This window comes from Ignavibacteriales bacterium (genome assembly GCA_016700155.1).
Taxonomy (GTDB): domain Bacteria; phylum Bacteroidota; class Ignavibacteria; order Ignavibacteriales; family Ignavibacteriaceae.
Window position 1 is genome coordinate 2550567 of record CP065001.1, and the last position, 17684, is coordinate 2568250.

Consider the following 17684-nt stretch of genomic DNA (forward strand, 5'->3'; position numbering starts at 1 on the left):
ATACTGGAAAAAACATTAATTAATTCCGGAAGAAAAATAGTTGGGATTACCAGGTTATTTTAGAAATCTCTTGTTAAGTGCACCAGCAGCTTGTGAAGTGCATCTTTGATTTACAATTGAGAAGTTATTTTAGTTGGGATTAATGATTTGATTGTAAAAATTATTCTAAAGATTAATTAAGCATTTGGGTGAGTCTGGTAAATCAATAAACTTACAAGCGGGTACTAAACCATTATCAATTTGAATTATTTACGTTTGCCTTTTTGTTATCCGTCCATCCGGAATTTAGATTTTGCAATATCGATCGAATGCTTATTCAAAAAGATAAGTTTCAGATTCCATTTTGTTTTTAAATATTTTGATGTGTCCTAATTCATTTTTGAGTTGACCAGTTGCTTCATTAAACTCATAATATTCATCATGGTGTATATGCATCAATACAATGTTTTTAGCTTTGATATATTTTTTTGCTATTTCATATCCTTTGCATCCAGGCTTCAACATAAAACCTCTTCCTAAAAATGCGATATCTATATCTTCCTTGTCTAATCTAAAATGTTCATACTCTGTTATTCCATTCTCATCTGAATCACCGGAATGAAATATTTTTATTCCATCTATATTAAATAAGAATCCAACATTTTGGACATTTTGATGTCTGTTAACTTTTTCACCGGATACAGAGTCGCTTGTGTAGTAAGGTCCATGAGCTAATCGATAAACTCTGACTCCAATTCCGTTAATGTTTGTGTCTGAATAGAAAGAATAATCGGGTGTAATTTCAATTAAATTCTTTTTAACCTTTTCATAGTTCTCTTGTTTTTTCAGGACATCAATAGTTTGTTTACAAGAAATAAATTTTCCATTTGTATTATTTATTAAATGCTCAATTACAAATGGCGGGTAGAAATGATCAACGTGTGCATGAGTCGCTGCTATTAAATCTATATTTTTATAATCATCTTCATTTTTTAGTATTGAATTCATTGTTGCTTCAGTTGGAATATCACAGAAACCGTAATCTTTATCCCCAAATAATGCATCGATTAATATTTTTTTATCACCAACCGTTATTAAAAAACCTTCATTGGCTATATAAGTAACTTCAACGTTCTTTACATTATGTTTATTGCTACTTGAATAGCTCATTCCTATGGCAACCGCAATTACAATTATTATTGAAATCTTTTTCATGATTTAATCTTTATCAGTATTGTCAAACTGATAATGTTATACTGTCATTCTTTTGTGTTTAATATACTTTGAGCTTGATTATATTCTTCAATGTATTCTTTGTTTTCTGAATTATTATCATACAATTCAATACACCTTCTTAAATAATTTATAGCCTCTTCGTTTTTATTATCATTTAATAATTTTCCAAATGAATAATTGAGCAGGAATGAATTTGGATATTCCTTAATGCCAAGTTCGTAAATCTTAAACCACTCATTTTTCAATCCCCAATAATTCAATTCTTTACCACCCCAATAATGTAATTCTTTACCAAGCTGATTGAAGTCGTTATCATCTATAAAGTATTTTTTATCTTTTTTAAGTGAGTAATATTTTTTAATAGCTGCATCAATGCCATCATGACCGATGATATAACCCATTTCTTTAGCCAGAGATTTTTTAGGTAGTAAGTACTCTTTACCATAAAGTATGTCAATAATCTCATTTGTTATGAAGTAATCAAACTTAACTCCCAGTTCAGTTCGGTAATAATTGTTTTGACACATGATAATATCGATAGAATCTTCAACAATTCTTGTTAAATAGGCCTTATATCCATCTGTGCTTCCACCATGATTTATAATTGTTAAAGAATCGCCGTTAATATTTTTATTTCTAATCCACCAGCCATAACCATAATATTGCCAATCTTTTATGTAAGGTGTAAACATTTTTTTGTATAAATCTTTTGATAGAAGCTTTTGTGTATTAAAACATTCATCACTGAATTTTGCCATATCTTCAACTGTAGATAGAATACCTCCAGAACCTTTAACGTGGCACATTTCAATATATGATGGATTTATATAGCCTTCTAACAGGTGATACTCATAACCATTTGCCCGTTTTGTATCTATATCAAGATTTTTATCATGTTTCGTGTCTTTCATTTCAAGTGGAATAAAAATTCTTTCTTTCAATAAATCTCCAAAATCTTTTTTGGTTACCTTCTCACAAATTATGGCAAGAATGTTATAGGCAATTCCACTGTACTGAAAACCTGTCCCCGCCTCAAATTTTGATTCAACTTCATTTATTAATTGCAAATATTCGTCTGAACTATAAATCCATCGAACACGCTTCTTCGATAAATTTGGTATAGCACCATGATCAGGAATACCGGATGTATGTGTTAACATCTGATGAATTGTTGCTTTTTTTTTCCCCGGTCCAGAATATTCAGGAATGTATGTGTTTATTGTCGAATCTAAATCTACTAAACCTTCATCTACCAATATCAATGTCATTAAAGCAGTAAAAGGTTTTCCAATAGAACCAATCAAGAATTTAGAATCTATTGTATTTGGTACATTCCATTCACGATTTGCCAGCCCAAAAGCATTCTTATAAATAACATTTCCCCCTTTTTTAACCAGTATTGTCCCATTGAATTGTCCGTTATCGGCATAAGCATTCATCAACTCATGAATTTTGTATTCTATATTTTGCGAGAATAAATTCGGAGTATTTACTAACACGATAAGAATAGCTGCAAATAATTTATTCATTTTTTTCACTCTACTTTTTTTGACAGATGTAAAAAATAGTTTAAGACCAATTTATAGACAAGAAAATCCTTGTGAAGTGCATAGAGAGTTGGTTAAGTGCATTTAATGTTGATGTGAATTGACTTATTGAAATCTAAGAATCTTAATAATTGCGGAATGTAAAATAAAATGAAGCTAAATACCGGTGCTTTTTAACAGGTGAATTTTATGCCGGCTTACCGGCAAACACTCTTTGCTTTTTAATATAACCCGATATTTACCCGCACCAAGTGATTGAAAAGATTCAATTTTATTTCTATCAACAATAAACGATTTGTGAATACGTAAATAGTTTGATGGTAGAAGCGGAATGAGCTGCTTAATTGATTTATCGTAAATAACCACATGACCATTGCTAAGATGCAATTCCACGTAAATGTTTGCCGACTTGAAGTAGTTAATTTCTTCAAGTGGAATTACTTTTACTTCAAATCCTTTTTTAACGGAAAGATACTTTAATGAATGTCCATCTGACGAGTGACTTGATTTCAGTCTGTCGAACGCTGCTTTTAATCTTTCAATGTTATAAGGTTTGGGAATAAAATCTAAAACCCCGTATTCAAATGCTTCGATAGCTCTATTGATGTTTGCTGAGATCACAATGGTGTGGAATGACTGACTCACAACCTGTTTCAATATTTCAAACCCATCTTTGGCATTAAGATTCAGATCCAAAAGTAGAACATCGATAGGTTTTTCTCTAAGGTATATCAACGCGCTGTCAAGAGTAACTTCAATATGGATGGATGCGGATTCTTTTTGAAATAATTGTTCAACAAGAAGCTTTATATCTTCAGCGGTTGGTCGTTCATCTTCAACTATTAATATCCGCATTATGACATCCTTATTTCAATTTCCGATTCCCAGCCTTCATCAGTTTTGTTAGATTTGAAAATCCATCTATCCGGATAGCTTTCTTCTAGCCTGCCTTTAATGTACTTTGCTCCAAACCCGGTTGAGCCTTTTGTATCCGCTGAATTAAATTCACCATCATTTGTCAGAATATATTTAATACGATCCGAAGTCTTTACACATTGAAGTTTAAATGTACCGGAAATTTTGTTATCATACCCATGCGTTAATCCGTTTTCAATAAGGGTATGAAATATCATTGGTGGAATAAAATCACCGGCATCGATGTCAATTGTTTCTAATTTAAACTCAGCTCCTTTGCGGTAACTCATAATACTGAGATGTGTTCTGCATAAATCGATTTCCTGTTCTACTGGAATCAGTTTTAATGTGGAGACCTGGTTTATCATTCTGAATTCATGCGCCAATGCTTCGATCAGCTTAATCGCAGAACCAGCATCTTTTCTAAGCCACGCGATTATTGAAGTTAATGTATTTAAAACGAAATGAGGATTGATATTCTTCTTTAATAATTCATTCTCTAACCGCGCTGATTTTAGTTGTGCTTCTTTTTCGGAGCGTTCTGTTCTTGCAAACTGCCTGGCTATTGAAAAACTTGTGGCTATTACCATGGTCGTTGCCAGGCTGTTAAAAGCAAAATTGAAAAAGTATCCTGTCCATGCAGCAACGATTCCCAAAAAGATAATTAAACTCTCTTCCCTTCGTCTGTATAAAGCCCAAAGGGTGATCAGGCTGCATATTACAAGAACAACAATCGACATTATATTAAATACGTTTCCGATATTCGTGAAAAAGAAAAAAATGATAAGCTCTGATAACGCAACAAGTCCAATAATTTTTTTGGATAAAGAAAACAGGTAAATAAAAAATGCAGGGAATAATATTGAAAATAAAATAGTAATGATTTGATAGATATAATATTGCAAGTAAATAAAGGTAGACCGCATTTCTATAAGCGAAGGAAGCAGCATGGTTGTGGAATCTAGTATTACTATAAAACAAATAAGACCAAACAACAGGTGTTCGGTTCTCCTTTTTCTCGCGAAGTAAAGAAAAAGATTAAACAGGAACGGGATGAACAAAATACCTGCAGTAAAAAATGCCTGGGAATAAAGTTTAAATAATTTTCCTAACAGAGTATCATACTTTCCTATAATGAAATCAGCATAAAACCATTCCCATGATGAATAACTATTGTGGTTTGATATCCGGAGAACAAGAGTGTGTTCTCCTGTTTTCAACAGGTCAGGAAATAAAGGGAGACTAAAATTAAACTTTCCTGCGTCTTCCTCAACAATGTTACTACCAACGACTCCATTTTGAGCTATCTTAATTCCATCCCAATAAATTTCATAAGCAGTAACAAAATTTAATGGAAAAAACCCGAGTACATCTTTAATGTGCAGTGAATCATCTATAATAATTTTAGTCTTTATAAGCCAATTGCCGCCCGTGTGTTCTTCGTCATCCAATGAAGGCTCAAATTGTTTCCATAATGAATCGTGGTAAGTTGAAGGGTGAAGTTTCGGATTTACATCTTCAGTAATCTGCCAGTAGCTTAACCTGATTGCTCTATCGGAGGAAGTTAAAATGTTGGATGTCTGTTCTGCGGCTGACACTTTAATTGTAACTGCCGCAAAACAAATAATCGCAGTTCTAAAAACCGATCGGAAATATTTTTTTCCCACAGCTCAATATTCAATCGTTGCCGGAAAAGAAATTTAATTACTACAACAAACTAAGAAAAACTATTCATTCAGTCACCAGCACAATTTTGATAGTCGATCAAATCCTTCTTAATCCTAAGAACAGGCAACTCATTTCACCGATTTTAATATGATGCAAGAATGTGATAATAAGAAAAGGATTTAATGTGATTACAGAATATCGTATTACAATACCTTTGGCAATTGACCGTGAGTTATTGCTCACACATTATTTCCCGGGTGGTATCTTTTCAACTTTGCCAGCAGGTTTACTCTCGATATTCCAAGTATTTCCGCTGCCCTTGTTTTATTATTATGCGTGAACTTAAGTACAAAATCGATATGATCTTTTTCCATTTCAGAAAGTGAACACGGTGTATCATCCTCACTGTCATCAGGAATTACAGGAACATGATTGCTCTCTACAAAATATCCCGGCAGTGATTTCTTTTTCAGTTCTTCAGATGATTCAACAATAATTGCGCTGTTAATAATGTTCATAAGTTCGCGGACATTGCCAGGGAATGAATATGATTTAAGACTGTTCAAAACCTGTTCTGATATCCTGCATATCTCTTTTGAATATTTCCTGCTGAACATATCCAGAAAGTAATTGGATAATAATTCGATATCACCTTTACGCTCTCTTAATGGCGGCAATGCAATGGAATTAATGTTGAGACGGAAAAAAAGATCCTTCCTGAAATTGCCTTTCTGTATTTCCTCAAATAAATTTTTATTGGTCGCGGCGATTATCCTTACATCTACTTTTATATTTTTTGTAGAACCAAGCCTATAGAACTCCTCATCCTGTAATACTCTTAAAAGCTTAACCTGGATAGGCAAAGTCAGCTCGCCGATTTCATCGAGGAATAAAGTTCCTCCGTTGGCTTCTTCCATAAATCCAGCTTTATCTTTTTCCGCTCCTGTGAACGCTCCCTTCTCATAACCAAAAAATTCAGACGCAAAAAGTTCCTGCGCAAAAACTCCCGCGTTAACCGCGACAAACTTTTTTGATCTCCGCGAACTGATTTTATGAATGGCTTCGGCAATCAGTTCTTTTCCGGACCCGCTTTCTCCCCAGATAAGAACTGAGTTATCTGTTTCAGCAAATTTTTCGACAAGATGAAACAGCTTAATCATTTTTTCGTCCTGTGTAATGATGCTGCTGAAAACATCTTTATATTTCAACAGGTTGAGAGTTGCATGCGCCGCAAAATTATCATGATGATTAAGCTTCTGGTTTTCTTCAACAGCCGCATCAATTATACTGAATAGCTTTTCTTCATCGACAGGTTTTAACAGGTAGTCAAATGTTCCGAGCTTCATTGCAGATATTGCGAGATCAATATCTTCAACGCCGGTAAGCACAATAGTTTTAACCTTGATATCATTTTTTGATATGTGTTTAAGAATATCCAGACCTGAAACGTTCGGCATATCCATATCAAGTAAAACAACGTCGAATGAATCCTTGTCAAGAATTTTAAATGCTTTTGTGCTGTCCTGCAGAAGTTCAATCTCATACTTATTTTTCTGAAGCATGATTATGTTCAGAAAATTCAGTACAGACTGGTTATCGTCAATTGCTAATATCTTTGCCAACTAATTCCCTTTTAATGCCGGAAACCTGATGCTGAATTTTGTACCGGTACCCTTGGGAGATTCAACTTCAATTTTTCCGTGATGATCTTTTACTATTCCGTATGTGATTGACAGACCGAGCCCAATACCGCCTTTGTTCCTTTTTGTTGTAAAGAAAGGATCAAAAATATTTTTTATTATAGTCTCGTCAATTCCGGTTCCGTTATCTGAAATGATAAGTAAAATTTCATTCGTATCAGCATCGTAATCCGTCGTAATCCGTATTAGTCCGTTTCCGTTTTCAATAGCTTCCGAAGCGTTCATCGTCAGGTTAAGAAGTAACTGCTCTATCTTGTTTATATTACCTTTGAAGAATGGAATTTTTTCATTCAATTCTATTTCAAGCTGAGCATATTTTTTTATATGCTTTTGTGTAAGCGTAAGGTTATTCTTTATAATGTAGTTTAGATCAACTGTTTCATTGATCAGCTCTTCATCTTTCTTTGCAAAGTTCCTGAGATCCTCTACAATTTTTTTTGTCCTGTTCGCACCGTTAACCATATCCTTGATCAGTACACTGATGTTATCCCTGAACAACTGGTAATTAAGTCGTGCAACTTTTAATTCATGATTTTTTTCATAATGACTATCAAGAATCGGAAATATATCATCAAACGCTTCCTGGACAATTTTCAGATTTCCAAGTATAAATGTGTTGGGATTATTGATTTCGTGAGCGACGCCTGCAACTAATTTTCCCAGTGATGCAAGTTTATAAGACTGGAACATCTGTGATTCCATTCTTTTGCGCTCGGTTATATCGCGGCATACTTCAAGAACCCTGTCCACTTTTTCAGATGATCCATTATCTTCAAATATGGGATGAGCACTCAATGTAAAAAAGCGGTCTTCAAATTTCTTTTGTCTTACCGAATCAGTTGCAGTTTCAAAAGTTTTTATCGCCGGGCATTCTTCACATACAGAATCCGAATTGAACAGCTTAACATGACATCTGCCCCCTTCACCAATCTCGGTTTTATTGGACATCAGAATATTAAACTCCCTGTCAATCACCACAATTTTATCAGCGATGGCATGTATAAATGTTTTAAGCTGAACTCTTTTCTGACTGCATTCTTCAGTCATTCTGATCAATGCTTCGTTTTTTGCAGTGAGTATTTTTTTTTGTTTCTCCAGGTTCTCAGCTTCTTCGTTCTTCTCTAATATCTTTTTGAACTTATGAGCAATTTCAGTTATTAGATTTTGTTCCTCTTTAAGTATATCCAGTCCCTTCGTCAGATGTATCTTTATTTCACCGGCGTATTTTTTATTTACATTTATATTTGCTTTGATGGTATCAGTGACGTCACCGTGCGACCAATCAGTTCTTCCGTAAACTTTATCGTTGAGAGTTATGATGGCTATTGTCTCTTTAGGGTATTGAAATCCGTCTTCAATAATTCGCGGGCACTTTTCGAAAAAGGATTCAAGATCATTCATCGAATCATATTCACTTGATATTTTATACAGGCATTCGAGTTCTTTTACACGCTCTCCCAGATCATGTTCAATGCGGATGAAGTGGTATATATTTTTGCTTTTGCCGAAGCAGAAATTTTTATCGGAAGTTTGAAAGAGCAGAAAATCTTCTTCAGTGTGATTCAGTTTAACAACACAGGGCTGATGGGAATGATTTATTGAAGAAGCGGCATCCTCTAATTGTTTGAAGAAAGAATTGTTCTTAGAAGTGTCATCAGAGACGTACCCGAGGTCAAGATTGTTCTTGAGTAGTGATCTTTTTAGCAGACTCCCCTGATAAATCAGCTTTAGGTTTTGATCAAGAAGAGCAATGTTATCGTACAGTTCATTGATCGAAGTAAAGTTACTCTCTGTAACCATAACGTTCAAACCAGCTTATTTTTTACACTGCTAAAATAATAATTATCCTGGTAATGTATACTAAGTTTTGTGTTATCTGATGTTGTAAAGTCAACTTTGTGAATTGAAAAGTTCAGTATTTTTTTACTGTAACCATTGTTAAAATATTCTTTCATCCAGGAGTTTTCCTCAGATGAATATTTATAAAACCTGTTTATGTTTTTTATTTCATCCAGTATTTCTGAAGAAGAATTGAATCTGAATCCTTCCGCAAAGCGTGATGCGAAACCGGAAATCAACTGCCAGTTTTCATAATCGTTTACGCCGTTGATAACCTTACTGCTTTTCTGAACATAGTTATCGCATCTTGTATACGTCCCGCTCTGCTCAAGATGATTTGCTGCCGGCATTATTACATCCGCGTTTTCGGTAGTATTAGTATGATAAGCATCTGAAACAAGAAGGAACTCCACACCGTTAAAATATATTTCATTCTCATGTACGTTCAACGGATCTTCTCCGAAGATCAGCAGTCCTTTTATTTCACCCTTTTTTAATTTCAAAGCAAGGTCAACTGGTTTAAAAATGTTTGAAAGGTTTGTATTCCATGCATCACCGATGATATTAACCTGATCGGTTTCATCATACTTTACAAAACCGGGAAGATATTCCGGAAGTACTCCCATATCGATCAGACCGGTAGAGTTATTGTACTCACGCAGTATAATTATTCCGTTCTTATCCTTCCCTGTCCTGCCGGTAAGTGTAAGGAAATTAGAGATTGCTTTCAGATCGTTAACTGATTTGTCTGCCCTTGAATCAATATTATAAATAAAAATAATATTGGAGAAAGTTTTCATGGTTGATATAAAATCATTGAATACATTTTTATCAACACCAGAATAAAGCATCGCTTTTTTAATATCGATTTCTGAAAGACTTGCTCGCAGTTCCTTAAAATTTTTCGTTCTGCTGTTGATGAATGATTCACTTACGTATCCGTCTTCAATTAGAATTTTATTCAAGCTGTCTATTAAATAAGTATTGGTCCCTTTTCTGCTGTCGATCCAAAGGTCTGCATATTTTGTCAGTTTTATTTCAGAGGAATTAATCAAAACCAATTTGGCACCACGCTTCTGCGCCTCTTTGATCTTAAGTTCCATCACAAGGTTTTCTTCGGAAAGGTTCGAATTAATGACAACAATAACATCAGCATCGTTCAGATCATCCATCGATGCTGTTGATGATGTGAATCCCGTCATTGAATCCAGTGCGTTCAATTCATTCCCGTAAATAAGGTTTGAGAAACTTGAAATGTTATTATTCTTCAGACCAACACGGGCAAATTTTTGCAGCAGGTACAATTCTTCATTTGAAAGTTTAGGTGAAGCTAAAACAGCGACAGAATCAGGTCCGTATTTTTCAATCAACCCTTTAATTTTCTTTTCAGAATATTTCATTGCCTCGTTTGTATCTACGAAATCAATTATACCATGCCTTCTTATCTGCGGAAACAGCACGCGGTTTTTGTTCATTAAATACCTATGACCGAACCTTCCTTTAACACATAAATATCCTTTATTATGTGAGTCTTTTATTTCCTCAGTTGTGTTGGAGACATAAAAAATATCATCACTGATTTTCTTAAAATTAATTTTACATCCAACTGAACAGAAACTGCAGACAGTCTCAGTATTCTCCTTAGGAAGAGTACCTAATATTTTGAATGGAAATTTTTCACTTATCGCACCGGTTGGGCATGCATCAATACAATTGCCGCAGGAGATGCAGTTCGTATCCAGCAATGCTTTTTCCATTGCGGGTTTAACAACGGATTTAAATCCGCGGTTAATAAATCCAAGTGCTGAAACTTTTAGTATCTCTGAACACGTTCTTACACATCTTCCGCAATTGATGCATTTATTCGGATCAAGCATTATGAAAGGATGTCTTCCGTCAGCAAGATATTTTTTTGTTTCACCAGTAAATGTGGAAATGTTAACATCATATTCATCGCAGTATTTTCTTAGATCGCAGTCGTAATACTCGGAACATCCGCACTCAAGACAACGTTTAAATTCATCTGCGACCTGCTCTTCAGTTAATCCTTCTTCAACTTCTTTAAAGTTATGTATCCTGTCGGTAACCTCGAGTTCCTGCATCTTTTCACGCGCAAGTTTTTTAACCGTTTCATATTCTCTCTCATTTATCTTTGCGAGGTTATGTTTGAAACTGTAGAACTTTCCATTACCGCTTTTAGCTTTTCCGGTTGTCAGGTAGGACATGATCGCTTTCGCGGCTTTTTTACCCTGCGCAATAGAAGTGATTGCAGTGAATGGTCCTGTAACAACATCACCGCCAGCAAATACACCGTGAATTGAGGTTTCAAAAGTTTCTTTGTTCACACAAACAGTTCCCCATTTTTCAAGTGAACAGTCTTTATCAAACTTTGTGAATCCTGTATCAACAGATTGACCGATAGCACTAATCAGGTAATCACAGTTCACTATGAATTCGGAACCATCGATTGGAACCGGTTTAGCACGTTCACCTGCTTTTCCTTCAACCAATCCCATCTTCAAACATTCTATGCCGATGATTTTATGATCTTCAGTAACAATGTTTTTAGGATTTGTGAGGAATAAAATTTCAATGCCTTCTTTCTGAGCGGCTTCAATTTCTTCAGGGTTTGCGGGCATCTCTTTGATGCTTCTTCTATAGACTATTTTCACATTACCGGCACCGCATCTCAACGCAGTGCGAGCAGCATCAATGGCGGTGTTTCCTCCGCCGACAACAACTACGTTTCCTTTTAACTTTGGAATGAAGCTTAGTTCAATCTCTCTCAGGAAATCTATTCCTCTGAAAACTCCGAATGTTATATCCTCACCATCCAGACCCATCTTGCTTGCTTTGTGCGCGCCGACACCTAAGAATACAGAATCATAACCTTCTTCAAGTAAACTATGGATGCTGAAATCAATTCCAAGTTCAACTCCTGTTTTTACTTCAACACCAAGATTGATGATCCAATTAATTTCCGAGTCGAGAATTTTTTTCGGAAGCCTGTACTCGGGAATACCATAACGCAGCATTCCGCCAAGCATCGGAAGTTTTTCAAATATTGTTACGGAATAACCTTCAATGGTAAGGTAGTATGCGCAGGAAAGTCCCGCAGGTCCGCTGCCGATAACTGCGACTTTCTTTCCGTTGCCAGGTTTAACTTCCGGTGTCCATTTATTCACATTGTCATAGTCCGCGATAAATCTTTTGAGAGCATTAACTGAAACAGGTTCATCAATAAACTTTCTTCTGCATGCGGCTTCGCAATCCCTTACACATACACGACCGATTGAAAGCGGCAGTGGATTATTTTCCTTAACGAGTTTAAGAGCCTCTTTATATTTCCCCATTGATATTAATGCTATGTAAGTCTGCGCGTCAACACCGGCGGGACAATTGTTTGTGCAGGGACCAATGCAATCTGCATAATGATTGGACATTAACAACGCGAGTGCTGTTCTTCTCGATTCAACTATTTTTTCTGACTTAGTATGAACTTTCATTCCCGCACTAACTTTCGTTGAGCAAGCCGGAATAAGTTTGTTCACTCCTTCGACTTCAACTACACACAGGAAACAAGACGTAAAATGTTCAAGTCGTTTATCGTGGCAGAGCGTTGGTATTTCATCTAATTTATTCTGATGAACTGCTTCAAGAATTGTAATATCGAGATTAACAGAAATCTCTTTCCCGTTTATTGTTATTTGTATCTGTTCCATAATATTCTCCCTTTAAACTTTTACTATTGCATTCAGTCGGCATACATCATAACATTTGCCGCACTTGTTGCACAGATCGTAATTGATTTTATGGACTTCCTTTTTCTTTCCCGTCATTGCGCCTGTCGAACATACTTTCAGACAAACCATACATCCTTTGCACAACTCATCAATGATCTGGTAGGTTACTAAAGAAGCACAACTGTGAGCCGGGCATTTCTTGTTGTAAATGTGTTCTTCATATTCCTCACGGAAATATTTTAAAGTTGTAAGTACCGGGTTTGGAGCTGTCTGTCCGAGTCCGCAAAGTGAACCTGATTTTATGTGCTGTGCAAGAGTTTCGAGTTGTTCGATATCACCTTCTTTTCCATTGCCTTCAGTTATTCTTTCAAGAACTTCCAGCATGCGTTTTGTTCCTATCCTGCAGAACGTACACTTACCACAAGATTCAAGCTGTGTGAAGTTCAGGAAATATCTTGCGAGATCTACCATACACGTTGTTTCATCAAGAACGATCAATCCGCCCGAACCCATTATTGCGCCGGTCCGAGTAATTTCATCATAATCAATTTTCAGATCACCCATTGATGCGGGAATACAACCGCCTGATGGTCCGCCTATCTGTACGGCTTTAAACTTTTTATTGTCTTTTATTCCGCCGCCGATCTCATAAACGATTTCATTGATAGTCATTCCCATGGGTATTTCAACAAGTCCTGTACGTTTTATTTTACCGGCAAGAGCGAATACCTTACTTCCTTTACTTTTCTCCGTACCAAGCGCAGCATACTTTTCCCAGCCGTTGAGAATTATCCATGGTACATTCGCGAAAGTTTCCACATTATTAATATTGGTCGGCTTACCCCATAAACCACTTTGTGCCGGGAAGGGCGGACGTAGACGCGGAACACCTCTTTTTCCTTCAATGGATGCCATCATCGCGGTTTCTTCACCGCACACAAATGCACCGGCTCCTTCTTTTATTTTAATATCAAAACTGAATGATGAACCGAAAATATTCTTACCGAGATAACCTCTGCTGTAACACTGACCTATCGCTTTTCTTAATCGTTTTATTGCAAGTGGATATTCCGCTCTTATATAAATATAACCTTCATCGGAACCGATAGCGTAAGCTCCTATCATCATACCTTCAAGTACTGAATGCGGATCACCTTCAAGTACACTTCTATCCATAAATGCACCGGGGTCTCCTTCATCCGCATTACATATAATAAATTTTTTCTGTGATCTTTCTTTGTTAGCCAGTTTCCATTTTATGCCTGTAGAAAATCCGCCGCCGCCTCGTCCTCTTAACCCTGCTTTTATAATTATATCTATCACATTCTCAGGTGAATATTCCTTTAAGACTTTCTGGATCGATCTGTACCCGTCTTTGGAAATGTATTCATCTATTGAAGCCGGATTAATTATACCGCAGTTGCGCAGAACTATGCGAGTCTGGTTTTTCAGGAAAGATTCTTCCGTGCAATGATCTTTACTTTTTATTATCCAGTCTTTAACCGGCTGATTATTAATTATATGTTCATTTATTATTCTGCCGACTTTATCAACCGTCACCTTCGAATAAAGATTACTTTCCCTTTCATCTTCAACTTCAACAAGCACCTCTTCATAACACATTCCATTGCACCCGGTTTCATAAAGTTCCGCATCAATATGATGCACCGCCAGTTCGTGTTTTATCTTTTCGAATACTAATTCACCTCCGGCGGAAATTCCACAGGTGCCGAGACCGACTTTAATTTTTTTCATTGTGTACCTCAGCATTCTCCGTTGTTCTGAATTTGTTGATGGCTTTTTTAATCTTAGCCTGGTCAAGATTGCCGAAAGTTTCATCATTGATCATGATTACAGGAGCTAATGAACAGCATCCTAAACACGCAACTGAAACAAGTGAGAACAACCCGTCATCAGATGTTTCGCCGATTGAGATACCGGCTTCATCCTGTAATACTGATAACACTGTTTTTGCACCGTTAACGTGACAGGCAGTTCCTTCGCATATCCTTATTATATTTTTACCAAGTGGCTTCAACCGGAACTGCGCATAAAAAGTTATCACGCCGTATATCTCTGCAGGAGGAATTCCTACCAGTTCACTGATATAGTAAATTACTTTCTCAGGTATGTAACCGTATGAATCCTGAGCGGACTGCAGCAGCGGAATTAATGAACCGTGCTGATGGCGTTTATTTATTAAGTCAACTTTGAAATTCAGAATTTCTTTTTTCTCTTCACGGATTTCTACATTGATCATTTAATCACCTTGTTGATTTACATTTCGAAGATGTTGATTACTGGATACTCTTTTACTTTCAGTACTCCATCAAGACTGATAATTTTATTTTCAATGATCTTGTCGATTTCGCTGAACTGCGAACCGAATATCATCATTATAATATTGTATTTGCCTGATGTGTAATCGCAGTAAAGAATATTTTCGGTTAAGCGGAGAACAGGATAAACTCTTTCCAACTTTTCCCTGTCAATATCCAGAAGTACATAAGAGTAAACCGCTTTTTTGGAATCTCTTATTTTACTCATCGCAGGGTTATCTTCGAAAAGTGATATTCCGGCTGACTGAACAATCTCTTTTATATTGTCATTCAAAAGCGGAATGCTGACAGGAAGCAGGATGCTTTCACTTATTCCTTCAAGAGTAAGAATTTCTTTTTCATAGATCTCTTTGCATTTCTCCATTGAATCTGATTGCAGCAAAACGAAAATGTCTATATCACCGCGAGTGGCGTCGCAGTAAAGAACATTCTGCATAAAATATATTTTCTGATAAAGTGTGAAGTAGTTCACATCTTCTTTAACCTTTATCAGTGCATAAGCGGAAGTTGTTTTAGCTTCTTCTTTTATTACTTCTTTAGTTTGCCTGGGATGTTTGTTTAGTATCTTATTTATCTCAATGATAAGGTCGTCTGCAGTAAAAGGCTTTTCAAGTAAGCCGTCTTCTTTCAACTCTTCAATTTCCGTAACCTCAAGTTTATCGGCGTAGCCGGTAATGTACATCATTGCCGCATCGGGGTACTTTGATTTGATTATACGTCCAAGTTTTAATCCATTTATATCGGGCAGGTTAACATCAACAACGACGGAATCAAGGTTGACAGAATTTCTTTTATAAAGTTCAAGTTTGTTTAAGGCGGTTAAACCGCTGTCGCAAGGTTCAACATCATAACCAAGCTGGTTTAATGACAATGAAAGTGATCTTCTTATCGAGGACTCGTCATCGATCAGTAAAATTCTTTTCTGTTCATTCCGCGGGGATATTGTTTCGTTTGACATTTTTACTCCTGTTTTTTTGTAACAGCATAATCAATGAACATACCACAAATAAATTTCATTGAATTGAAAGCGCAATCGAGGTTTTGTTAAGTGTTAAATTTTGTAAGTGATAAATAATTTAACAATCTGTTTAAGTATAGCTTAAGACTGTTAAATTATTTTATAGCGGAGTTTACAGTGGATATAGAAATGTAATAACAAAAATGAAAGTGATAGAGAATTAATTCGACGAGCCCCCAAAATGATGAGCATAGGAAAGAAAGACGAATAATTAATTTGAATGGCTAATGTTATTACATCAAATCGATCGTCATTGATGTATCAATTAAATAAGATTGAATCCAGACGGACTATGGACAAGATTAATCTGCATGATAATGTCGTGTTGATACCTGCTGAATAAAAAACCCTCAAAACAATTTGTTTTAAGGGTTTCAAAGAGCTGGCTATGGGACTCGAACCCGCGACCTGCTGATTACAAATCAGCCCGAATGCTTATTTCCCCTCAATTTTCCACACTTTTTTCCCCTCTCCCTACTCAACTCCCTACTGTGTCAAAGGAGGTTTTATGTTTTTAGCACTCACAAAAAAATCGCCCTACTATCAATTAATATATAAAGTAAATGGAAGGCGAACACAAATCTCAACACAGAAAAAAACTCCGGCTGAAGCCGAAAAGTTTATGCAGCTTTTTCAAATGCAAAAAACTTTCCCGGTTTTCAATCAGCCTAAACAACCGCAGCAATCGAATAAATTAATTATACTTTCAAAATTTGAAGATGAATATGTAAAATACATTCAGCTATCAAAGTCTAAGCATTACGTCCGCTCAATAAAACTAAGCTTCAAACATTTCAAAAATTTTGCCGGAGATATTCCACTCACTAAAATTGATCTTAAACAAATTGATCAGTTTATCAGTTCAGTTTATTCCAGATCAGAAAATGGTGCGGCAATGTATTATCGTACTCTTAAAGCTGCATTCAGTAAAGCATTAATTTGGAATTACATCTCAGATAATCCATTCAAAAAAATTAAAGCTCCAAAAGTTTCTAAATCGTATCCCGTTTTTATTTCGGAAAACGAACTTCAATTAATCTTAGAAAAAACTTCACGCCAATTTTTAAAAGATATTTTTGTTATCGCATTTTATAGCGGCTTACGTATCAGCGAAATTCTAAATCTCAGATGGAATTGGATTGATGAATCACAAAACACAATCACAACAAAAATTTCTGATAACTACAAAACCAAATCAAAAAGAGAACGCATCATTCCCATTCATACTAAAATTCAGGAAATATTTTTAAGGCTAAAAACTCCTAAAGTTAAATCATCAAACTTTGTATTCAGGCAAAGAGGTGGTTTTAAATTCAACGAAGATTTTATTAGCAAGCAGTTTAAGGCTTCGGTACGTGCAGCCGAATTAAATGATTCAATTCACTTGCATACATTGCGTCATTCATTCTGTTCAAACCTGGTGCAAAAAGGTGTGTCGCTGTATGTTGTAAAGGAATTGGCAGGTCATCAAAATTTAGTTACGACCCAAAATTATAGTCATTTGAGCCAGAGTAATTTATCTATTGCTATTTCACTTCTATGAAAAATTTGGTTAGCTGTAAATCTAAAAAAAACATTTTTTTTATCAGTTCTACAGGTTATGAATGAAATGGTTTTTGGGGATTAAAATAAAAAAATTATTTTTCCAATTATGTGTATCGAATAGTAGTGTTATCCACATTTTTTACATTGGCTATTTT

General features: G+C 35.6%; 11 protein-coding genes. 1 reads left to right on the forward strand and 10 read right to left on the reverse strand.

The window, feature by feature from the left end:
- Positions 1-312 precede the first annotated feature (312 nt).
- The 10 genes from IPM56_10815 to IPM56_10860 form a co-directional block, all read right to left on the reverse strand.
- A complete protein-coding gene (locus IPM56_10815) occupies positions 313-1194 on the reverse strand; it encodes an MBL fold metallo-hydrolase (GenBank protein ID QQS34753.1) in 882 nt (293 codons plus the stop codon).
- A 44-nt stretch (positions 1195-1238) separates the two neighbouring features.
- Complete coding sequence (locus IPM56_10820; protein ID QQS34754.1) at positions 1239-2744, reverse strand: beta-lactamase family protein; 1506 nt, start codon at positions 2742-2744, stop codon at positions 1239-1241.
- Between the two features lie 174 nt (positions 2745-2918).
- A complete protein-coding gene (locus tag IPM56_10825; protein QQS34755.1) occupies positions 2919-3617 on the reverse strand; it encodes a response regulator transcription factor in 699 nt (232 codons plus the stop codon).
- A complete protein-coding gene (locus IPM56_10830; protein QQS34756.1) occupies positions 3617-5275 on the reverse strand; it encodes a histidine kinase in 1659 nt (552 codons plus the stop codon). Before IPM56_10830 ends, IPM56_10825 begins: the two co-directional genes overlap by 1 nt.
- Positions 5276-5584: 309 nt before the next feature.
- A complete protein-coding gene (locus IPM56_10835; protein ID QQS34757.1) occupies positions 5585-6967 on the reverse strand; it encodes a sigma-54-dependent Fis family transcriptional regulator in 1383 nt (460 codons plus the stop codon).
- Positions 6968-8845: a hypothetical protein gene (locus IPM56_10840; protein ID QQS34758.1), complete on the reverse strand. Its 1878-nt coding sequence runs from the start codon at positions 8843-8845 to the stop codon at positions 6968-6970. It abuts the gene before it with no gap.
- A 5-nt stretch (positions 8846-8850) separates the two neighbouring features.
- Positions 8851-12606 (reverse strand): molybdopterin-dependent oxidoreductase, encoded by a 3756-nt coding sequence (locus IPM56_10845; GenBank protein QQS34759.1) that lies wholly within the window; start codon positions 12604-12606, stop codon positions 8851-8853.
- A 12-nt stretch (positions 12607-12618) separates the two neighbouring features.
- Entirely contained in the window at positions 12619-14382 is a 1764-nt protein-coding gene (locus tag IPM56_10850) for an NADH-quinone oxidoreductase subunit NuoF (GenBank protein QQS34760.1), read from the reverse strand.
- Positions 14369-14887 carry an NADH-quinone oxidoreductase subunit NuoE gene (gene nuoE / locus IPM56_10855; protein ID QQS34761.1) on the reverse strand — a complete coding sequence of 173 codons (519 nt, stop codon included), beginning with the start codon at positions 14885-14887 and terminating at the stop codon, positions 14369-14371. Before nuoE ends, IPM56_10850 begins: the two co-directional genes overlap by 14 nt.
- Positions 14888-14904: 17 nt before the next feature.
- The gene (locus tag IPM56_10860) at positions 14905-15924 is read right to left on the reverse strand and encodes a response regulator (GenBank protein ID QQS34762.1); all 1020 of its coding nucleotides are present in this window, start codon (positions 15922-15924) and stop codon (positions 14905-14907) included.
- Between the two features lie 568 nt (positions 15925-16492).
- Between IPM56_10860 and IPM56_10865 the strand changes: the two genes are divergently transcribed.
- Positions 16493-17527, forward strand: coding sequence for a tyrosine-type recombinase/integrase (locus IPM56_10865; GenBank protein QQS34763.1), 1035 nt, complete (start codon positions 16493-16495; stop codon positions 17525-17527).
- Positions 17528-17684: the final 157 nt, after the last annotated feature.